This is a genomic window from Frankia nepalensis, assembly GCF_016786325.1.
GTDB classification, from domain to species: Bacteria; Actinomycetota; Actinomycetes; order Frankiales; family Frankiaceae; genus Pseudofrankia; species Pseudofrankia nepalensis.
Genome location: NZ_JADWYU010000083.1, coordinates 43,465 through 63,548 on the forward strand (window position 1 = coordinate 43,465; position 20,084 = coordinate 63,548).

General features: G+C 73.8%; 14 protein-coding genes and 1 riboswitch. Of the genes, 4 read left to right on the forward strand and 10 right to left on the reverse strand.

The window, feature by feature from the left end; translation table 11 throughout:
* Window positions 1-65 precede the first annotated feature (65 nt).
* On the reverse strand, window positions 66-1,328 hold the full coding sequence (locus I6A81_RS03970) for a serine hydroxymethyltransferase (protein ID WP_203002341.1): 1,263 nt from the start codon (window positions 1,326-1,328) through the stop codon (window positions 66-68).
* A 139-nt stretch (window positions 1,329-1,467) separates the two neighbouring features.
* Window positions 1,468-1,554: riboswitch (ZMP/ZTP riboswitch) on the reverse strand.
* A gap of 3 nt (window positions 1,555-1,557) precedes the next feature.
* On the reverse strand, window positions 1,558-3,006 hold the full coding sequence (locus tag I6A81_RS03975) for an MFS transporter (protein ID WP_307874458.1): 1,449 nt from the start codon (window positions 3,004-3,006) through the stop codon (window positions 1,558-1,560).
* Between the two features lie 403 nt (window positions 3,007-3,409).
* Between I6A81_RS03975 and I6A81_RS03980 the strand changes: the two genes are divergently transcribed.
* Window positions 3,410-4,399 (forward strand): DUF5996 family protein, encoded by a 990-nt coding sequence (locus I6A81_RS03980; protein ID WP_203002340.1) that lies wholly within the window; start codon window positions 3,410-3,412, stop codon window positions 4,397-4,399.
* A 34-nt stretch (window positions 4,400-4,433) separates the two neighbouring features.
* Here I6A81_RS03980 and I6A81_RS03985 read toward each other — a convergent pair whose 3' ends face one another.
* Window positions 4,434-6,050 carry an alpha/beta hydrolase gene (locus I6A81_RS03985; RefSeq protein WP_307874459.1) on the reverse strand — a complete coding sequence of 539 codons (1,617 nt, stop codon included), beginning with the start codon at window positions 6,048-6,050 and terminating at the stop codon, window positions 4,434-4,436.
* A gap of 202 nt (window positions 6,051-6,252) precedes the next feature.
* Window positions 6,253-7,167, reverse strand: coding sequence for a LysR family transcriptional regulator ArgP (locus tag I6A81_RS03990; RefSeq protein WP_203002338.1), 915 nt, complete (start codon window positions 7,165-7,167; stop codon window positions 6,253-6,255).
* Between the two features lie 71 nt (window positions 7,168-7,238).
* Here I6A81_RS03990 and I6A81_RS03995 point away from each other — a divergent pair, with 71 nt between their 5' ends.
* On the forward strand, window positions 7,239-7,958 hold the full coding sequence (locus I6A81_RS03995; RefSeq protein ID WP_307874460.1) for a LysE/ArgO family amino acid transporter: 720 nt from the start codon (window positions 7,239-7,241) through the stop codon (window positions 7,956-7,958).
* Between the two features lie 204 nt (window positions 7,959-8,162).
* On the forward strand, window positions 8,163-10,514 hold the full coding sequence (locus tag I6A81_RS44685) for an ABC transporter ATP-binding protein (protein WP_203002336.1): 2,352 nt from the start codon (window positions 8,163-8,165) through the stop codon (window positions 10,512-10,514).
* 40 nt (window positions 10,515-10,554) lie between these two features.
* On the opposite strand, the gene I6A81_RS04005 is transcribed toward I6A81_RS44685, so the two are convergent.
* The 6 genes from I6A81_RS04005 to I6A81_RS04035 form a co-directional block, all read right to left on the reverse strand.
* Window positions 10,555-12,060 (reverse strand): aldehyde dehydrogenase family protein, encoded by a 1,506-nt coding sequence (locus I6A81_RS04005; protein WP_203002335.1) that lies wholly within the window; start codon window positions 12,058-12,060, stop codon window positions 10,555-10,557.
* Entirely contained in the window at window positions 12,060-13,187 is a 1,128-nt protein-coding gene (locus tag I6A81_RS04010) for a phenylacetate--CoA ligase family protein (RefSeq protein ID WP_203002334.1), read from the reverse strand. The genes I6A81_RS04005 and I6A81_RS04010 overlap by 1 nt, the downstream gene beginning before the upstream one ends.
* A gap of 45 nt (window positions 13,188-13,232) precedes the next feature.
* The gene (locus I6A81_RS04015; RefSeq protein WP_203010101.1) at window positions 13,233-14,600 is read right to left on the reverse strand and encodes a PP2C family protein-serine/threonine phosphatase; all 1,368 of its coding nucleotides are present in this window, start codon (window positions 14,598-14,600) and stop codon (window positions 13,233-13,235) included.
* Between the two features lie 179 nt (window positions 14,601-14,779).
* Window positions 14,780-15,769: a 2-oxoglutarate and iron-dependent oxygenase domain-containing protein gene (locus tag I6A81_RS04020; RefSeq protein WP_203002332.1), complete on the reverse strand. Its 990-nt coding sequence runs from the start codon at window positions 15,767-15,769 to the stop codon at window positions 14,780-14,782.
* A gap of 174 nt (window positions 15,770-15,943) precedes the next feature.
* The gene (gene nudC / locus I6A81_RS42970; protein ID WP_307874461.1) at window positions 15,944-17,440 is read right to left on the reverse strand and encodes an NAD(+) diphosphatase; all 1,497 of its coding nucleotides are present in this window, start codon (window positions 17,438-17,440) and stop codon (window positions 15,944-15,946) included.
* A 91-nt stretch (window positions 17,441-17,531) separates the two neighbouring features.
* Window positions 17,532-18,380, reverse strand: coding sequence for an alpha/beta fold hydrolase (locus I6A81_RS04035; protein ID WP_203002331.1), 849 nt, complete (start codon window positions 18,378-18,380; stop codon window positions 17,532-17,534).
* A 317-nt stretch (window positions 18,381-18,697) separates the two neighbouring features.
* Between I6A81_RS04035 and glnT the strand changes: the two genes are divergently transcribed.
* Entirely contained in the window at window positions 18,698-20,068 is a 1,371-nt protein-coding gene (glnT, locus tag I6A81_RS04040) for a type III glutamate--ammonia ligase (protein ID WP_203002330.1), read from the forward strand.
* Window positions 20,069-20,084: the final 16 nt, after the last annotated feature.

A 20,084-nucleotide genomic window follows, 5' to 3' on the forward strand; every position in this document is an offset into this window, starting at 1 on the left:
CACGCGTCGCGGGAACAGAAAACGCCGCCCGCCGGGAGACCCGGCGGGCGGCGCGAGCGGTCCGGTCAGGACCAGCCAGGCATCGGGTAGTTCGCCGTGAGCTCGCGGATCTCGGCGGCGACCTGGGCCAGGACGGCCTCGTCGCCGTCGGCCGCGGCCTTGACGGCCTGGTCGATCCAGGCGGCGATCTGGCGCATCTGCTCGGGGCCCATGCCGCGGGTGGTGACCGCGGCGGTGCCCAGGCGCAGGCCGGAGGGATCGAACGGCTTGCGGGGGTCGTAGGGCACCGTGTTGTAGTTCAGTTCGATGCCGGCCCGGTCGAGTGCCTGGGCGGCCGGCTTGCCGCCGATGCCCTTGCTGGTCACGTCGAGCAGGATCAGGTGGTTGTCGGTACCGCCGGAGACGAGGTCGAAGCCGCGCTCGGCGAGCGCCTCGGCCAGCGCCGCCGCGTTCGTGACGATCTGGTGGGCGTAGGCGCCGAACTCGGCGGTCGCCGCCTCGCGCAGCGCGACCGCGATCGCCGCGGTGGTGTGGTTGTGCGGGCCGCCCTGCAGGCCCGGGAAGACGGCCTTGTCCAGCGCGGTCGCGTGCGCGGCGTCGGACATCAGCATCGCGCCGCGCGGGCCGCGCAGCGTCTTGTGGGTGGTGGTCGAGATGACCGGGGCGTGCCCGACCGGCGACGGGTGCGCGCCGCCGGCGATCAGGCCGGCGATGTGCGCGATGTCGGCGACCAGCACGGCGTCGATCTCACTGGCGATCGCGGCGAACGCCGGGAAGTCGATGGTGCGCGGGATCGCGGTGCCACCGCAGAAGATGACCTTCGGGCGCTCGGCGAGCGCCAGCTCGCGGACCTCGTCCATGTCGACCCGGCCGGTGTCCTGGCGCACGCCGTACCGGACGCTGCGGAACCACTTGCCGGTGGCGGACACCGACCAGCCGTGGGTGAGGTGGCCGCCCATCGGCAGCGCCATGCCCATCACGGTGTCACCCGGCTGCAGGAAGGCGAGGTAGACGGCCAGGTTCGCCGGCGAGCCCGAGTAGGGCTGGACGTTGGCGTGCTCGACGCCGAACAGCGCCTTGGCGCGCTCGACGGCGAGGGTCTCGATCGGGTCGATGAACTGCTGGCCCTCGTAGTACCGCTTGCCGACGTAGCCCTCGGAGTACTTGTTCGTCAGGACCGTGCCGCACGCCTCGAGGACCGCGTTGGAGACATAGTTCTCGGAGGCGATGAGCCGGATCTTCTCGTACTGGCGGCGGGCCTCGGACTCGACCAGGTTCGCCAGCTCCGGATCGGCGCTGACCAGGTGCTTGATCGCTGGCTCGTGCATGGGAGAAACCTCCAGGGTGTGGCTGCCCGGCCCGCCGGAGTCCACACGTCGCCGGTTTGTCTGGTCGGCTCGCCTGGCCGGCCTGTCATCCGTGTGGGCCACCGACGGACGATCCCGCTGCGGGCAGGCGTCGTCCGGCCGGCGGCACCCAGGCGCGCGGTGCCGTACCGCTCGGTCGCTTCCCGGTGGTTGATTCCACCCAAGCACGCCAGTCGCGACGCGGTGAAGTCTAGCGGGTCGGTTCCAGGGACCGGTCCGAGCCCGAGCCGTCCCGTGGCGCGGTGACCTGGCCCGCCCGCGCCTCGGCGGCGGGCGGTTCCGGCGCCATCGGGCGTCCCTCGACCTCCGGCGCCGCGCCCCGACGCGGCGCGCAGGCGAGGCCGGCGACGCCGCCGAGGGCGGCGAGGACGGCGGCCGCGAGGTAGGCCTCGGCGAACGGGCCGGCCGTGGCCGCGTCGGCGACGATCGCCGACATCAGGCTCAGGCCGATCACGCCGCCGATCTGGCTCGCGGTCTGGTGCAGCGAGGTCGTCGACCCGAAGCTGTCCGGCGTCGCGGCGTTGGTGGCGACGACCAACAGCGGCGGGACGGAGTGACCGTAGGCGAGGCCGCTGGCCATCAGGCCGACGATGACCAGCCAGAGCTGGTCGAGCCGGGTGCCGGCGACGAGCACCGCGAGCGCGACGACGTAGAGCGCGATGCCGACGGTCGCCAGCCGGGCGGGGCCGAACCGCGCCCCGAGCCGGCTCGCCGACGGCGCGGCCAGCGAGATCGACAGGGTGCGGCTGATCGTCACGACAGAGGTCATCGCGACCGACAGCCCGAACACCCCTTGCAGCAGCAGGGGCGTGACCAGGAAGTTGCCCTGGTGCGCCGCGTTGGTCAGGAACGACGCGCCGCTCGACGTGAGGATGTCGCGCTTGCGCAGCAGCCACAGCGGGATCACCGGGCTCGCCGCGCGCCGCTCGATCCACAGCAGCAACCAGTACAGCGGCGCGACGGCGGCCAGCAGGCCGACGACCACCAGGGTCGGGCCCCAGGCCGCCGCCCGGTTGACGCCGAACGTGAGCGCGAACGTGGCCAGCGTCAGCACCAGCGCGCCGGTCTTGTCCAGGCCGGGGCGGTTGGCGCCATGCTCGGTCGGCATCGGTGGCAGCACCCGCAGCGCGAGGACCAGCGCGCACAGCGCGATCGACGCCTGGATGAGGAACATCGGCCGCCAGCCGATCGAGTCGATGACCACGCCGCCGATGGCGAGGCCGGTGACGCCGGAGCCGGACAGGACTGCCGACGCCCACGCCGCCGGCCGGACCCGTTCCTCCGCCGGGAAGACCTTGAACAGCATCGCGAACGACGACGGGATCGTCGCCGCGCTCGCCAGCGCCGCGCCCGCCCGGGCGGCGATCAGCGAGTACGGGTCGAAGGCGCAGGCGGTCGCCACGGCGAACAGGACCGCCAGCGTCGTCCCGGTCCGGAACACGCGCCGGTGCCCGTGGAGGTCGCCGAGCCGACCGGTGATCGGGAGGGCGACCGCGGAGACGAACAACGAGCCGGTCACCGACCAGGCGACCAGACCGACGCTTCCGCCGAGTTCGGCCGCGACAGGCGGGATGGCCACGGTCAACGCGGTGGCCGTGAAGCTGGTCGCGAACATCGCTACCAGGCAGGTCAGCAGCACCAGGCGTCGTTCCGACGGTCCGGAAGTCTCCGACGGTCCGGAAGTCGAGGACACCAGGCGAAACCAACTTCCCGACGTGGTCACGGCGCGGCACGGTCCGACCACTCCGACGAAACGAGATTCTGTGAATCAAGAATCGATGGCGCCGCGAGGCGGATCAACCATTCCGGTCTGATCTCACACCACGCCCGGTGATCCCACCACGCGTTCCGGCGCACGCCGGGCGGCGCCCGGCCGCCTCCCCGAGATGCGGCGATTACGGTCGGCACCCAGAATGACACTCATCTGGATTCGCCAGGACACGTCGAAGGGCACCCAGGAGGCCGGCCAGTTCTCGAGCCACCAGGTTCTCGATCTGCCAGGTTCTCGAGGCGACGGGGTCTCCAGGCGAGGAGGTTTCCCGATGGTCGAGACGCTGGCACCGCTACCGCTGTCGTCGTGGGCCGACACCAAGGAGACGTTGCACCGCTATCTGCAGGTGGTCGGCAAGATCCGGCTGGCCGCGAGCCCTCGCCGCAACCACTGGTGGAACGTCCCGTTCTACGTGACCGGCCGCGGCCTGACCACGCGGCCGATGGGGCAGGTGGACGGCAACCCGATCTTCACCATGGACTTCGACTTCGTCGGGCACGAGCTGCTGGTCCACGCCCTGGACGGCGAGTCGATCTCCTTCCCGCTGACGGAGCGGTCGGTGGCCTCGTTCTACCGCCGGACGATGGACGCGCTGGGCGCCCTCGGGGTGAAGGTGCACCTCGAGCATCCGCACCCGTTCGACCTGCGGGACTCCCGCCGGCCGTTCGAGGACGACACCGAGCACGCGGCCTACGACCCGGCGAAGGTGACGCGCTACTGGCAGACCCTCAGCCAGGTGAACCTGCTGCTGGAGGAGTTCGCCGAGGGCTTCTGCGGCAAGGTCAGCCCCGTGCACCACTTCTGGCACACCTTCGACATCGCGCACACCCGGTTCGGCGACCGGGAGGTCGACCAGAGCCGCGACGTCGACCCGGTCACCCGGGAGGCCTACTCGCGAGAGGTGATCAGCTTCGGCTTCTGGTTCGGCGACGAGGAGCTGCCCGAGCCCGCGTTCTACTCGTACACCGCGCCGGAGCCCGCGGGCCTGGCCGACGAGCCGCTGCGCCCCATCGGGGCCGCCGGGTGGCGGGCCCGGGGCGGCAGCCACCTGGCGGTCCTGCCGCTGGCGGCGCTGGCGGACAGCCCGGACCGCAAGGCCGCCGCGCTGGAGTTCTACGAGAGCGCCTACCAGGCCGGGGCGCGGCGGGCCGGCTGGGACCTCGCCGGCCTCGCCTCGCCGCACGGCGTCACCGACCCGGTCATCAGCCACCACACCGCGAGCTTCGGCGGGGTGGACACCGAGCGACTCGAGCCGCGCTGACCATCCGCTCCGAAAACCGGCACCTGGGCGGGCGTCAGTCATCGCAGACCGTGCCTGGCCTGGGGGTGATCAGGTCGATCAGGTAACGGTCGGTCGCCTCACGGACGCAGCTCGAGTCGGCATACGCGCCGTGCGTGTAGGACCGCCAGGTCAGCAGGACGGCGCGGTCACCGAGCTGGGCCGCCGTCGACAGGGCCTCCTGGTAGGGCGTCGCCGGGTCGCCGGTGGTGCCCAGCAGCAGGATCGGCGGGGCTCCCGGCGCCTGGAACGGTCCGGTGTAGCGGGAGGCCGAAGGCGTGGGCCAGAACGCGCAGGTCACGCTGCCCAGCGCGAGCACCGGGCCGAACCGCGGGGCCTCGCGGGCGAGATCAGCGGCGAAGCGGCGGTAGACGGCCAGGTCGGTCGGGTAGTTCTGGTCGGCGCAGTCGATGGCGATCTGGGCGTCGAAGGAGTTGTCGAAGGTCCCGTCGTCCCGCTCGCCGGAGGACTCCTCCTGGGTCGCGAGCAGCACCGAGCCGTCGTCGTAGTCGTCGGCGAGCTCCAGCCCGAGCGCGAGGATCGGCCACAGCTGCTCGCTGTAGAGCAGTTCCAGGACGGCGGAGATCGCTACCGACGCGTCGACCGGGGTGGTGGTGTCGACCTCCTTGCCGCGCGCGTAGATCGGCTTCTCGGCGAGCCGGGCCATCAGCCGGTCGTAGGCGCCCGCCGGGTCGCCGTGGCCGAAACCACACTCGGGGTCGCGCGCGCAGCTGGCGAAGAAGGCGTCGAGCGCCGCGTCGAACGCGATCGCCTGCAGCCGGACGTGCCCCAGCGGGTCGTTGGTCCACTGCGCCGGGTCGAGCACCGCCTCCAGCACCAGGGCGCGCAGCCGGGTCGGGAAGAGCGCGGCGTAGGTGACGCCCAGCTCGGTGCCGTACGAGGCGCCGTAGGCGGTGAGCCTGGGCTCGCCCAGCGCGGCGCGCAGCAGGTCGAGGTCACGGGCAGCGGCCTCGGTCGACAGGTAGGGCAGCAGCGGCCCGCTCAGGCGCTCGCAGCCCGCGACGATCTGGCGGTACGCCTCGACGGTCTCGTCGAACCCCGCCGGGAGGTCCTCGTCGTCCGCCGCCCCGGTGGCCGGCGCCCTGGCGGCCGCCAGGCTGCCGCTGCGCGACGGCGCCACGCTTACGGCCCGCGGATGCGCGACCGAGGCAAGATAGGCGGCCTTCTCCTCGTCGGTCAGGCAGTGGACGGGGGCGCTCTGGCCGACGCCCCGCTGGTCGAACCCGACGATGTCGAACCGGTCGCGCACCGGCTCGTCGAACAGGTCCGGGGAGGTCCGGATGGTGTCGACCCCGGAGACCCCCGGCCCGCCCTCCAGATAGACCAGGGACCCGATCCGACGCGCCGGGTCCGCCGCCGGACGACGGATCAGCGCGAGCTCGATCGTCCCGGCGGCCGGGTGCGCGTGGTCCAACGGGACGGGCAGCTTCGCGCACTCCAGCCCGTCGCCACACGCCGTCCACGCGGACAGCCCGCCCATGGCCGGCGACGTCGCGAGGGTGGGCGCGGCCGCCTCCGCCGGGCCGGCGAGCCCGGCGACGGACAGCGACGACAGCGCGAGCGCGCTGGACAGCCGCGCCCGCCAGGACCACTTCACAGGACTTCCACTCACGAAGCGTCGAATCACGGGACGTCGGCCTTCCCGTCGGTGGACGCGGACCAGGACGGCGGCCCGCCAGCTCGACGACCGTCCGGTCACTCCCCGTGACGGTCGCGGTCCGCGACCTCCCCTGGCCCGTGGCCGGGGAAACACCCCACGGCAGGGCCCACCCACCGTGGGTAGCCGCCACCGGGCCGGTCACGGCGAGGGCCCGCTACCGACGTAGCCGCGCCCGCGCGCTCGTCCGGACGGCGTCGGTCAGCCGGGCCAGCAACGGGGAGTCCAGGCGCCAGCGCTGCCAGTGCAGCGGGACGTCGAGGCAGGCGTCGGTGAGGGTGACGAGCCGGCCGGCGGCGAGGTCCCCGAGCAGCTGGGCCTCCGGCAGCATGCCCCACCCGAGGCCCAGCCGGATCGCCGCGTGGAAGTCCGCCGACGTCGGCACCCGGTGCGCCCTCGGGACCGTGGCGACGCCCCGGCGGCGAAGCAGCTCGTGCTGGAGGTCGTCCTTCTCGTTGAACACCACCAGCGGCATCCGGGCCCAGTCATAGTCGTCGGCGCCGCCTGCCTGCCTGGCGCGCTCCCGCCAGCGGTCGGCGAAGGCCGGGGTGGCGGCCGGGTGATAGCGCATCGCGCCCAGCGCCTCGGCCCGGCAGCCCTGGACCGGCACCGGGTCGCTGGTCACGGCCGCGAGCGCGTCCCCGGCGCGCAGCAGGCCGGCGGAGAAGGCCTGGTCCTCGACGTGCAGGCGCAGCGCGACGCCGTCCCACCCGGCGGCGTCGGCGAGGACGGCGCGGAACCAGGTCGCGAGCGAGTCCGCGTTCACGGCCACCGCGAGTTCCGTCCGGGCGGCCCGGCCGCCGCCGAGTGCCTCGCGCGCCTCGGCGTGCAGCAGCCGGGTCTGGCGGGCGAGGCGCAGCAGCACCTCGCCGGCCGCGGTCGGCAGGCAGGGGGTGGAGCGCGCGACCAGCACCTGGCCCGTGGCCGACTCCAACGCGCGGATCCGCTGGCTGACCGCGCTCGGGGTCACCCGCAGGTGCCGGGCCGCGGCGTCGAAGCTGCCGAGCTCCGCGATCGCGATGAGCGTGGCGAGCTGGGCCGGCGGCAGCTCGAGGTCCTGGGCCGGATCCATGCAGGGATACTAAACTTTCTGAAGAAACTTTCACTGGCCTTCAGCAGGTGTGGAACCTAGCGTGGGCTGTCGTGCTTGATTCCGCCGTTGCCGGCCTTTTGACGGCGTTCTCGCTGATCGTCGCGATCGGTGCCCAGAATGCGTACGTCCTGCGACAAGGACTCGCCCGGGAATGGGTCGGCACGGTCGTCGCGATCTGCGCGGTGTCGGACCTGATCCTGATCGTCGCCGGGGTCGGCGGGGTCGGCGGCCTGCTCACCCGGTCGCCGACCGTGCTGGCCGCGGTGCGCTGGTTCGGAGTGGCCTTCCTGCTGTGGTTCGCCGTCGGCTCGCTGCGACGCGCGCGCCGGCCGGCCGCGCTGCGCGCCGCCGAGCCGGCCGGGGATCCGACCGGCGAGGGCGAGCGGCCGGGCGGGCTGGCGGACGACCGGCTGGTAGGCGTTCCCGCCGCCGGATCCCGGGTGGCGCCGACGCGGCCGGCCGCCCCGGCCCGGCACGGCCGGGGCCGTGCCGCCGCCGCCGCGCGGGCGGTGGCGTTCACCTGGCTGAACCCGCATGTGTACCTGGACACCGTGCTGCTGCTCGGCACCGTCGCGACGCACGAGGGGCCGACGGGACGCTGGTGGTTCGCCGTCGGCGCCGGGCTGGCCAGCACCGCGTGGTTCACGTGCCTCGGCTACGGCGCCCGGCTGGCTTCCGCGATACTCGCCAGTCCGCGGACCTGGCAGGTGATCGACCTGCTCATCGCCCTGACCATGCTCCTCGTCGCTTTCCGCCTGGCAGCGGCCTGACGGTCGAACGGCCCCCTATGCGCCGACCCCCTGGGCGTCGGCCCCCTGTGTGTCGACACGCTGTGCGTCGACCCCTGTGTGTCGACCATCGCCGCCGGCGGCCCGCGCGCGTGGCTTCGGGCGCAGCCGGCCATGTCAAGAAGTCACGGACCAGGACGCCCGTAAAGGAGAGGATGAACCGCAAGCAACTACACGGGGGGTTGCATGCCGGGAAGGCGCCGTTCTCGCCCACGCGGCACTCCGGAGTTCGACGAATCCGGGCTGCCGACCGGCCTCAGCGGACCGGTCGACATCCCGGACCCGCCGCCGCAGCCGCGGCTTTCGTGGCGCGGACGGCTGCGCAAGGCGGCCTCGGGCGCCGCGGCGACCGTCGCCGGGCTGCCCCGGGTCCTGAGCCTGTGCTGGCGCGCCAGCCCCTCGGCGACGGTGTTGCTCGCCGTGCTCACCGTCGTGGTCGGCCTCTTCCCGGTGCTGACGGCGTCGACGGCCCGTCTCCTCGTCGACGCCGTGGTGCGCGCGGTCGGGATCCGTACGGCCGGTGGGCCCGACCAGTCGCCGCTGATCCTGCCGCTGCCCGGGGATCCGCAGATCGCCACCCTGACCGGCGTCCAGGTGGTGTTCTGGCTCGCCGTGACCCAGTTCGTGGTGTACGTGCTGGACGAGCTCGTCGGCGCGGCGCGCTTCGTCGTCGAGCGGGTCCTGTCCGATCGGCTGACGCTGACCGTGGAGACGATGGTCGCCGAGAAGGCGAGCCAACTGGAGCTCACCTTCTTCGAGCAGTCCGAGTCCTACGACCTGCTGCAACGAGCCGCGAGCCAGGGCTCGCGGCCGTTCAGCACGCTGACGACGTTCTTCAGGCTGCTCCAGACGGTCGTCACCTTCGTCAGCATGATCGGGCTTCTGATCAGTCTGAACCCTTGGCTCGGACTCATCGTGCTCGCGGCGCCCATCCCGGCCTTCATCGTGGACACCCGGTACGGCCAGTGGACATATGCGCGCAGCCGCTGGACCTCGCCGGTTAGCCGGCGGATCTGGTATCTGCAGCGGCTGCTGACCACCGACAGCGACGCCAAGGAAATCAAGATCTTCAACCTGGGGCCCTACCTGGTGGAGCGGTATCGGCTCCTGTCGGCAAACTACGACAAGAAGCTGAGGGAGCTAGCGATCCGGCGTCAGTTGGCCGAACTCGGCTGGTCGATGCTGGACGTATTGGCCCGATCCGGCAGCTACCTCTATGTCGCGCTCCAGGCGGCGGCGGGCCGGCTCTCCCTCGGAGACCTGACCCTCTACGGCGCCGCGGCCTCCAGCGTGCAGAGCAGTGTCTCGGCGATCCTGTCCGCGCTGACGTCGATGTACGAGAACAACCTCTACGTCGACGACCTGTACCGCCTGATGGCGACGCCGACCGAGAAAGAACAGCAGGCTCTGCGGCAGGCGGCGCGCGCGTCGTCCTCCGCGGCGGCGGTGGCCACGGCGGCGGTGGCTCCGCCGCCGACGGCCGCCGTCCACGGCGCGGTCTCCCTAGAGAAGCCAGGTTCTCAGCCGGCCACGACGGCGGACCCGTCGTCGCTGGCCGCCGTCATCCCGGCACCGCGCGACCGCGGCCGCGCCGGCGGGACGACCGGCGGGCCGGAACAGGTCGACGAGCGACACAGCGGGCTGGCGCCGACCGGCGTGCCGCCGTTCCAGCCGGTCCCGCTGCCCACGCCCCTGCGCGGCCACGTCGTCTTCGAGGGCGTCTCGTTTCGTTACCCGGGCACCGGGGAGCCGGCGCTGACCGATGTCAGCTTCGAGGTCGCCCCCGGGGAGACCATCGCGATCGTCGGCCGTAACGGCGCCGGCAAGTCCACCCTGATCAAGCTGCTCTGCCGGCTCTACTCCCCGGACAGCGGTCGGATCCTGGTCGACGGCGTCGACATCGCCGACGTGGACGCCGACGAGCTACGTTCCCAGATCAGCGCGGTGTTCCAGGACCACGTCTCCTTCCAGGCGACCGCGGCGGAGAACATCGGCCTGGGCGACCTCGCCCGCCTGGCCGACCGGCCTCGCGTGGAGCGAGCCGGGCAGGCCGGCGGCGCGGACGAGTTCGTGCGGGCGCTGGCGTACGGCTACGACACGGCGCTTGGCCGCTGGTTCGGCAAAGGTGTGGACCTGTCCGGCGGCCAGTGGCAGAAGCTCGCCCTCGCGCGCGGATTCATGCGCGACGCCCAGATCCTCGTCCTCGACGAGCCGAGCGCCGCGCTCGACGCCCGTGCCGAGCACGACCTGTTCGCCCGGCTGCGCGCCCTGGCGACGGGCCGCACCGCGTTCTACATCTCGCACCGCTTCTCCACGGTGCGCCAGGCCAACCGGATCATCTTCCTCGACGACGGCCGTCTGACCGAGTCCGGCACCCACCGCGAACTGATGGCCCTGGCCGGCCAGTACGCCGAGCTGTTCACCCTCCAGGCCGCCGCCTACCTCGACGACGCCCCGGAACCGCCCGCCCCGGAACCGCCCGCGGTCTCACCTCCGCCTGGCCGGTCGCGCCCCCTGGGTCCGCCTCCGGGGCGGTGACGCCCCGCGCGTGTGCCTGCCGGCGGGCCGCCGGACGTCGTCAGTCGCGGATGACGGCCTTGGTGCGCATGAGGAACTCGCCGAGGTACCCGTCGTGCGGGATGTCGGGGCGCATCCAGTAGGTCGGGTGGTCACCCAGGTAGACGTTGCTGATCGACGGGTCCTCGACCAGCCGGTTCACGAGCAGGTCGTCCTGGGTGATCGCGGTGAGCACCAGCGTGTCCCGCAGCGGCCCGACGCCGTCGGCCGCCGACCACGGCGCCACCCAGACGCAGGGGAAGCCCAGCTCGATGCCGGTCTGCGGGGCGTCGGCGCGGCCCACCTGGAAGACCGCGGGGCGCAGCACGGCGCCGCCTCCGGGCAGCGGGTCGACGACCCCGTCGCCGCCCAGCCAGGCGGTGGCGTCGCCGGCGTGGTCGAGCAGGTACCTCTCCACGGCCCGCGCCGCGTCGACCGGCTGGGTGGGCAGCACGGCCCCGGGGTCCTGCGGCGGCAGGCTCGGGATCGCGGCCAGCCGCTCGGCGAGCGCCTCGGCCAGCGGCGTCGGGTCGCCCTCCACGTAGACCGCGGTCGCGTTCACGCACGCGGTGCCGCCCTCGTCGGCCACCGAGTCGACGATCATGTCCAGGTGCGCCCGCCAGTCCTCGCCGGAGATGAGGATCTTCGACCGGCCCGGCCCCTGCGGCAGCACGGTGCCCACCTGGCCGTACTTGCGGACGACCTCGTCACCGCCGTAGACCATCGACAGGTCCGCCTCCCGCAGGATGTCGTCGGCGACGGCGTGGTCGGTCGGCAGCAGCACCACCTGGTCGGCGCCGAAGCCGGCGTCGCGCAGCGCGGTGACCAGCCGGTACGGGGTCAGCGGCTCGCGGCGCGACGGCCGCACGGCGACCCGGTAGCCGTAGGCCAGCGCCTCCGGCCACAGCGAGTGCACCCCCGGGTGGTTGCCGGCCGCGTGGACCGCGAACACGTCGGCGCGCCGGGTCCAGACCGCGCTCCCCTGCCGGGTCGCCGGGTCGCTCCAGCTCTCGACGGCGGCCGCCGGGCGGGCGCACCGGGCGTCCGGCCCGGCGCCCGCGAGGCTGCGCGCGATGCCCCGGACGGCCGAACGCACCACGGAGATCGGCATGCCGGACATCCGGCTGACCAGGTGGGTGTACTCCTCGGTCGTGATCCCGGCCGGCGCGCCGTGCTCGAACGCCTCGCCGGCGCGGGCCAGCGCCGCGAGCCGCTCGTCGGCCGGCATCGTCTCGGCCCGGCGCAGGGCGGCCATGGCGCGATGTACGAACAGCCTGGGGACCAGGCTCAGCTCGGCGATCGGCGTGCCCGCCACGTCGTTGATCGTCAACCGCTCCCGCGACCGGAAGGGCCCGCCCGGACCGAGCGCGTCCAGGTGGAGCGGACCGCCGGGCGGCGTCGCCGCGCCGGGGGCCGCGCCGGCGCCCTTACGGGCGCCGGTCGTGGGACCACCGGTGGGGGGAACGTCGCCGGCGACGGTGGCGGCCCGGCTCGCCGACCCCACGCCGCCGCTGCCCGGCCTGGTCATCAGTACACCCCCTCGACGACGGTCTCGCCGCCGAACTCCCTGACCGGGGCCACGTCGGCGACCGAGTCGCCCACCCGGGCCGATCCGGGCGGCGGCTCGACCCGGGTGGCGACGTCGCGTTCCAGGTTGTTCGGCAGCAGCGCGGACCGGCTCACGTGGTTCATGACCACCTGGCCCCGCGCCCCGTACTCGACCGGCCGACGAGTGTCCGGGTCGACGACCCAGAACGTGATGTAGGGCGCCGGCGGGTCGAAGACGCACGGATCGTCCGCCGCGAGCCCGGGGCGCTCGACCGCCCCGCCGAGGATCATGGTGCTGCCGTACCGGCCGTAGAGGTCGATACCGGGAAAGACCTCGGTCAGGAACAGGTAGCGGGTGTCGGCGTCCAGGTGCGCGCCGCCCCATTCGATCGCCTTGACCTTGGCGTTGACGAGCTCCACCAGGTCGTCGTGCCGCGCGAGGCGCTCCAGGAGCGGCGGCGTGATGACCATGACCCGGATGTCCTGCGTCGCCAGCACGTGGCGGGCCTGGTCGATGAGGTGGTCGGCGTACCGGTCGGCCTCGTCCGCGCGGCCCTCGGCGATGCTGCGCTTCACCCACCGCGGGTCGAGGTCGATCGTGAAGCGCAGCCGCCCGAGGCGGCGCGCGAGACGCTGGATGAAGGCACCGAACATGTGCGGCCCGCTCGGCACGACGGCCAGCCAGTCGGCCCCGATGGGGCAGCGCCGGGCGGCGAGCTCGCCGAGGCTGTACTCGACCGCCCAGTCGAACCAGTCGTCGAGGAAGACCACCCGCTTGGGCGGCCCGGTCGTCCCGCCGCTGTCGTACACCCCGGCGATCCCCGGGTCCCGGCCGTAGCCGCGCGGGACGAGGTCGTAGGCCGGCACGTCCCGCAGCTGGTCGACCAGGTTGGGGAACCTCGCCAGGTCCGCGACGCCGTGCACGTCCCGGCGGGGGTCGAAGTCCAGGTGTTCGGCCGCCCGCAGCCAGAACGGCGAACCGGTGTCCGGGTCGAAATGCCAGCGCATCGCGGCCTCGATGAACTCGGTCTCCGGCACGTCCTCACCCGGCCGGTGGTCGAGCACCGGCTCGGGCAGGCGCACGCCCAGATCGGTGGAAGGTGTCATCACCCTCGTCCCCGCTTTCTGGCGTCGTCTGCTTCCTGACGTCGTCTACCTTTCGGCGTCGTCCGCATTTCTGGTGTCATCGGCATTTCTGGCGTAGGCATTTCCGGCGTTCTCGGCGCTCCCTGCCTGGTCGGCCGCGGGCGGGGCCCGCCCGCCGGCCGGCACCTGGACGGCCAGCAGGGCGACGTCGTCGCGCAGCGCCGAGCCAGTCCAGTCCTCGACCGCGCGGACCAGGTCGGCGAGCACCGCCTGCAGCGTGTTCGCGGCGCCGAACGCGTGCTCGGCCGCGGGCAGCAGGGGGAAGAAGGCGCCGGTCCGCCGTTCGCGCGCCTCGGCGATCCCGTCGGTGTAGAACAGCACCTGGTCGCCCGGCTCCAGCGTCACCTCGACGAGGGCCGCGCCGCCCCCGGCGCCCGCGCCGAGGCCCAGGGGCGGCTGGCGGTCGGGCGGGGCGAGCGGCCAGACCCGGCCGCGCCGCCACAGCAGCGGGTCCGGATGGCCGGCGTTGACCAGCGCGAGCCGGCGCGCGCCGAGCTCCGCGACGACCCCGGTCACGAAGTCGTCGGACCCGCCGACGGCGGCCACCTCGGCGTCCAGATCGGGCAGGACCTCACGCAGCCCCGCCCGGCCGCGGGCGACCACCCGGAAGCAGCCGAGCACCCTGCTGGCGAGCCGCACCGCGTCGAGTCCCTTGCCGCGGGCGTCCCCGACCAGCAGCCGCGTGCCCCAGCGGCTGTCGACCACCTCGTAGAGGTCGCCGCCGACCATCGCCCCCGCGGTGGCGCTCTCGTAGCGGACCGCGAGCCGCAGGCCCTCCCGGGACACGGCGGGAACGTCCGCGAGGATCGCCCGCTGGGCGACCTCCGCGACCTGGCTGACGTTGGCGAGCGTCGTCTCCCGCCCGGTGTTGTACCGGCTGGCCAGGATCGCCATCACACCGCCGATCGCCACCCCGCCGAGCCGGACGATCTGCGCCGTCCAGCCACCCGTCGCGGGCGTGTCGAGCTGGCCGTACCAGCCGAGCCCGAGCGCCGTGGCGACCGCCGCGACGGCGTAGACCGTGGTCAGGCGGGGGCCGGCGAGCGTCGCGGCGACCATGGGGCTGAGCACCGCGAGCTCGCGGATGGTCCACTGCTGGTTGCTGACCTCCAGCGCGATCACCACGAACAGGGTGAGCGCCGGCAGCACCACCGCCGCCCACCCGACGGGCCGTGCCGGGGCCGCCCGGGGTCTGGCCGGGGCCGCGCGCCGCCGGCGGTCCTCCCGGCCCCGTGCCGGCCCGGCGGACCGCGCCCTGCGCACGACGGCCGCGGCCAGCGGGTCTGGCGGGTAGGCCGGCCGCCAGACGTCGCCGGCCCGCGCGCCCGGCGGCCTGTCCGGTCCGGACGGCGCCTCGCGGGTCCTTGCAGGCATACGCCGGCCCGTACCCGGCAGGCCGCCCGACAACCGGCGCCGACGGGCCCCGCGCCGGACGGTCACCGGCGGGGCACGCGGACGGATCCGCCCAGGTGGACGGGGTCCGGCGCGATGGCGACGGACGCCCGGAGGCGCCAGGACCCGGGCGGCCCGGCCGGGTCGGGGCGCGCGGACGGCTACCCGGCGAAGTTGGCCTGGATGCGTTGGTGGAGGTAGTCGCCCGCGGTGATGTCCGGGTAGCGGCCGGACGGGCTGGAGATGACGACGTCGGTGTTGGCCTGGGCGAAGAAACCGATGCTGTAGCGGGGGCCGGCGTCCTCCCCGGCGCCGGGGAGGCGGACGCGGTGGAAGGTGGAGGCCAGCGCGTCGTCGCTCCAGCGCATCAGCATGTCGCCGACGTTGCAGGTGACCGCGTCGGCCGTCGCCGGGACCGACGTCCAGCGCTCGTCGTCGGCCTCCTTGCCCGGCATGACCTGCAGGCCGGCCTGGCCCGCCCGCTGGAACAGCAGGGTCAGGCAGTCGAAGTCGGTGTGCGCGCCGGCCCTCCAGATCCCGGGCTGGCCGGCCAGCCCGGGCGGGAGCGGCAGGTAGTGCAGCAGCCGCAGCGTGCTCTGGTAGGTCGCGCGTGCCGGGTCGTGGGCGGCGGTGAAGAAGGCGCGGGGAAGGCCGAGCCGGTCGGCGAAGCAGGACAGCACCCGCGTCGCCAGCTCCCAGCAGCGACGCTCGAAGCCGAGCATCGTCGCCTGGAACCCGGCGAGTTCGGCCTCGTCCGGCCAGAGCCCGGCCATCCGCGGCCTGGTGACCTGGAAGGACTCCTTCTGGTCCGCGGTACCCGTCGACGGGCGGACCTGGGACAGCTTCTCCCAGCCCGCGTTCTGGCCCTTCTTCAGTGCATGCTGGGCTTTCACCGCGTCCGGCAGCGCGAAGAACGCCGCGGCGGCGGCGAAGGCCGCGTCGATCTCGGCGGCGTCGATGCCGTGGTCGGCGAGCTGAAAGAACCCGATGTCGGCCGCGGCCGACCACAGCTCGTCGGTGATCTCGGAACGCCGGCCCTCGAAGTCACGCAGCGAGATCCGGGGGATCTCCCGGTCCGTCGTCTCGGACCCCGCGCCGCCCATGCGGCTCTCGCGGGAAAGTTCCGTCAAGGTGTACTCGGGCGCGTTCACCGCGACCCCTTCCAACCCGGCCGCCGACCGGCCACGGGACCTCTCGAGCGTAGCGACCAGGGGCGGCGCCCCCCGCGCCGTCCGCCGTCGGTGTGACCACGCCAACGGTGCGCGCCCGCGCCAGCTGATCGCAAATGCCCGGCCAGGAGCGCCTCCGGCCAGCGGGTCCCCGCCTTAGATGGTCCTCGTCAGGTAGACGCTGTTCGGGTCCTCCTGATAGTCCCCGAACGGGCCGCGGGCCTCGAAGCCGTGCCGCGCGTAGAGGGCGCGCGCCGGCGCGAAGAACGCGAACGACCCTGTCTCCAGGCTCAGGCGTCGAAAGCCCATCCTTCTGGCCTCGGCGAGGAGGTGCTCGAGCATCAGCGTGGCGATCCCCTGCCGCTTGCGCGCCGGATGCGTACGCATGGACTTGACCTCGGCGTGTTCCGCGTCGAGCGCCTTGAGCGCGCCGGTGGCGACGATCGTGTCGCCCTCCAGCATCGTCCAGAAGGTCACCTCGGGCACGCGCAGACCGGGCAGGTCGAGCGCGTGCTTGCTGTGCGGCGGGGTGACGGCCCGCATCTCGTCGATGTGCTCCCGCAGGAACGCGGCGACCTCGGGCCCGGTGAGGTCGTCGACGATGATCCTGCGGGGCAGGAGCCCGGCCGGCGGGACCGCCGCCCACGACTCGATCATGGTGCGGGCGATCGAGGAGCCGCCCGGCAGCAGCAGCGGCGGTGGCTCGTCGTCCGTCGTACGCCGCCAGTCGCCCCGGCCCAGGGCCTCCCGGACCTCACGGCGGTGCACCCAACGCGCCTCGGCGATCTCGCCCTCGGCGGGCCACAGCGGCACCTCCGGGTCCGCCACGGCGTGGAAGGCCAGCATGAGCGAGCGGGGGAACGGCCATGCCTGACTGCCCAGGTAGCGGACGTCGGAGACGTCGACGCCGACCTCCTCGGCGATCTCGCGGGCGACGCAGGCCTCCAACGACTCCCCCGCCTCGACGAAGCCCGCGAGCACCGACAGGCGGCCCGCCGGCCAGGTCGCCTGCCGGGCGAGCAGCACCTGGTCGGCGCCGTCGTGCACCAGGCAGATGATCGCCGGGTCGGTGCGCGGGAACTCCTCATGCCGCGCCGCGGCGCAGACGCGCGACCAGCCCGCCTTCGCCATCCGGGTCGGCGAGCCGTCGCGGGCGCAGAACCGGGCGCGGTCGTGCCAGGTGAGCAGGGCGATGGCCGTGGTCAGCAGCGCCGCGTCCAGCGGCCCGAGGTCGCCGCCGATCATGGCCAGACTGAGCCAGCGGGCGGCCTCGTCGCCCGCCTCCCCCGCGGGGCCCGCCTCCCGGGGGTGGTCGACCCTGGCGGCCCAGTAGACGGTCCCGTCGGTCTCGCCGAGCAGCACCGCGTCGTCCGGCGGGGCGCCGGCCAGATCCGCGCCAGCCCGGGTCACCAGCCGGGCCGCGGTGGCTTCCGCCTCCGGCGCCGCGGCGCCGGGCCGACCGACCTCGCCGGCGCGGCGGGCGCGCGGCGGCCCCGGCGGCACGATCGGCGCGCGCCCCTCGGTGTCGAGGACGACGACTCGCGCCGTCGCCCAGGTCTCCTTCTGGCGCTCGGGGTCCAGCCGGAAGGCCTCGTCGCGCCCGAGGGTGGCGCTCGCGAGCGCCGGAGGTCTGACCAGCCCGAAACCACTCACCACCGCATCTTCTCCCGAGGACCGTGGCTTCAGAACAGGGCGCCTCGGGAGGCCGGCCGGGGCGCTCGGGTGACGGACGGGGGCGACGGCGTCAGCCGGTGGCGATCTGGCCCAGGACGGCGGCGGCGATGGTGGCCGGTGCCTGGAACGGGCCGAAGTGGCCCAGGTGGTCGTGCACCACCCGCGTGGCCGCCGGCAGCGCCGCGGCGAGCCCCGGACTGAACGAGGCGGGCGGCAGCTCGAGCCCGGCGCCGCCGGCGGCGATCACGACCGGAATCTTGGCGCCGGCCACGGTCCCGTAGGTGATCCCGCCGCTTCCCTCGAAGGTGCGCGCCTCGTGCTCCGGCCGGCAGCGCAGCCGCGCCGAGCCGTCCGGCAGATCCTCGAAGCCATGCTCGACGTAGGCGGCGAGCGTCTCGGCGGTCAGCTCGCCGAGCGGCGGGCGCGACGCGAAACGCCACAGCGCCTCCGCCCGCGAGGCGAACACCTCCCGACGGCGGCGGGCGCCGGCGGCGAGCGGGTTCGACCCGGCCGCGGGGAAGGCGCCCGGGGTGACCACCGGCTCGTAGAGGTAGGCCGAGGCGAACAGGCCCGGCCGGTCGGCCTCGGCCTGCAGCGCGATCGCCCCGCCCATCGAATGGCCCACCGCGTGCACGGGCGCGAAGCCGGCGGCACCCACCGCCGCGACGGCGGCCGCCACCTCTGCCGTCCATTCCCGCCAGGCGACGTTCCCGTCCATCGGGGCCGGCGTCTCCCCGTGCCCGGGGAAGTCGAGGGCCCACACATGGGCGTGCCCGCCGAGCGGGCGGGCCAGCGGCGCGTACATCCGCCCGCAGAACCCGGTCGCGTGGCAGACCAGCACCGCCGGCCCGGCTCCCGGGGCGACGCCGCCAAGATCGTGCAGGACGACCGTCGTGCCCCGCTCGGTGGCAATCCGCATACCGGCTTGCTACCAGCCCACACCGGGGCGGACCACGAAAAGTGTCCCGCGTCGCCGCCACCGGACGCCTCGGTCGGCGCCGAACTCCCTTCTTAGGACACCACGACCGCCAAGGCCGGTCGTCGCGCCGGGCGTGACGGAACGGGCGTGACGGGCGAGATGGTCACACGGATGTCACGAACCGTCATATGCGCGTAACCCGCGAAGTTTCCTGTACCGATACTTTGTTTCTCGCTACGATGCGGATCGGCGGCAGGCAGCGGGCGTCGACGCGCCGTCCATCCGGAGCCACTCGATCTGGAGCACTGGAGCCTGACGTGACGATCGACGAAACCGCCCCCCTCACCGCCTCCGCCGCGACGGCCACCCCCGAGGTGGACCTCGCCACCCGCGCCCGCGCGGACGGGGTCAGGTTCATCCTCGCTATGTTCGTCGACCTCACCGGCAAGCCGTGCGCCAAGCTGGTGCCGATCGAGGCCGTCGACGAGCTGGTCACCGACGGCGTCGGGTTCGCCGGCTACGCCGTGGGCGCGATCGGCCAGCAGCCGTCGGACCCGGACCTGATCGCGATGCCGGACGCGGCGAGCTACACCCCGCTGCCGTGGGTGAAGGAAGGCCTCGCGCTGGTGCACTGCGACCCGCACGTCGAGGGGGTGCCCTGGCACTACGCCCCGCGGGTGATCCTCAAGTCGCTGCTCGAGCGGGCCGTCAGCCGCCGCCTCGAGCTGTTCGCCGGCGCGGAGATCGAGTACTTCCTGGTCAACCGGGGCCCGGACGGCGCGCTGGCGCTCGCCGACCCGCGCGACGTCGCGCCGCGGCCGTGCTACGACGCCCGCGGCCTGACCCGGATGTACGACCACCTCACCGAGGTGTCGACGGCGATGAACGCGCTCGGCTGGTCGAACTACGCCAACGACCACGAGGACGCCAACGGCCAGTTCGAGCAGAACTTCGCCTACGCCGACGCGCTGACGACCGCGGACCGGGTCATCACCGCCCGCTACCTGATCTCGGTGCTGGCCGAGCGGCGCGGCATGACCGCGACGTACATGCCCAAGCCGTTCGCCGACCGCACCGGCTCCGGGCTGCACCTGCACCTGTCGCTGTGGCACGACGGCACGCCGCTGTTCCCCGCCGCCGACGCGGCGGCGCCCTTCGGGCTGTCCGACGTCGCGCGCCGCTTCCTGGCCGGCGTGCTCGAGCACGCGCCCGCCCTGCAGGCGGTGCTCGCGCCGACCGTCAACTCCTACAAGCGGACCGGCGCGACGTCGACCCGCTCGGGAGCGTCCTGGGCGCCGCGCAAGGCCACCTACGGGGGCAACGACCGCACCCACTACGTGCGGATCCCGGACCACCACCGCGTCGAGCTGCGCGGCGGCGACGGCTCGGCGAATCCCTACCTCGCGATGACGGTCGCGCTCGCCGCCGGGCTGGACGGCATCGAGCGCGCCCTCGACCCGGGCACCCCCGGCGCGGCGGCCGCGGGCGAGCCGGCGCGGCCCGACCTGCCCCCGACCCTGCTGCACGCGGTCGAGGCGCTGGGCGCCGACCCCGTCGTGGCCGCCGGGCTGGACGCGGCCGGGCCAGGGGTGTCGGAGTACTTCGCCGCGCTCAAGCGCGAGGAGTTCTTCGAGTGGCACGCCACCGTCAGCCCCTGGGAACACGACCACTACCTCACGACCTTCTGAACGACCTTCTGGCTCC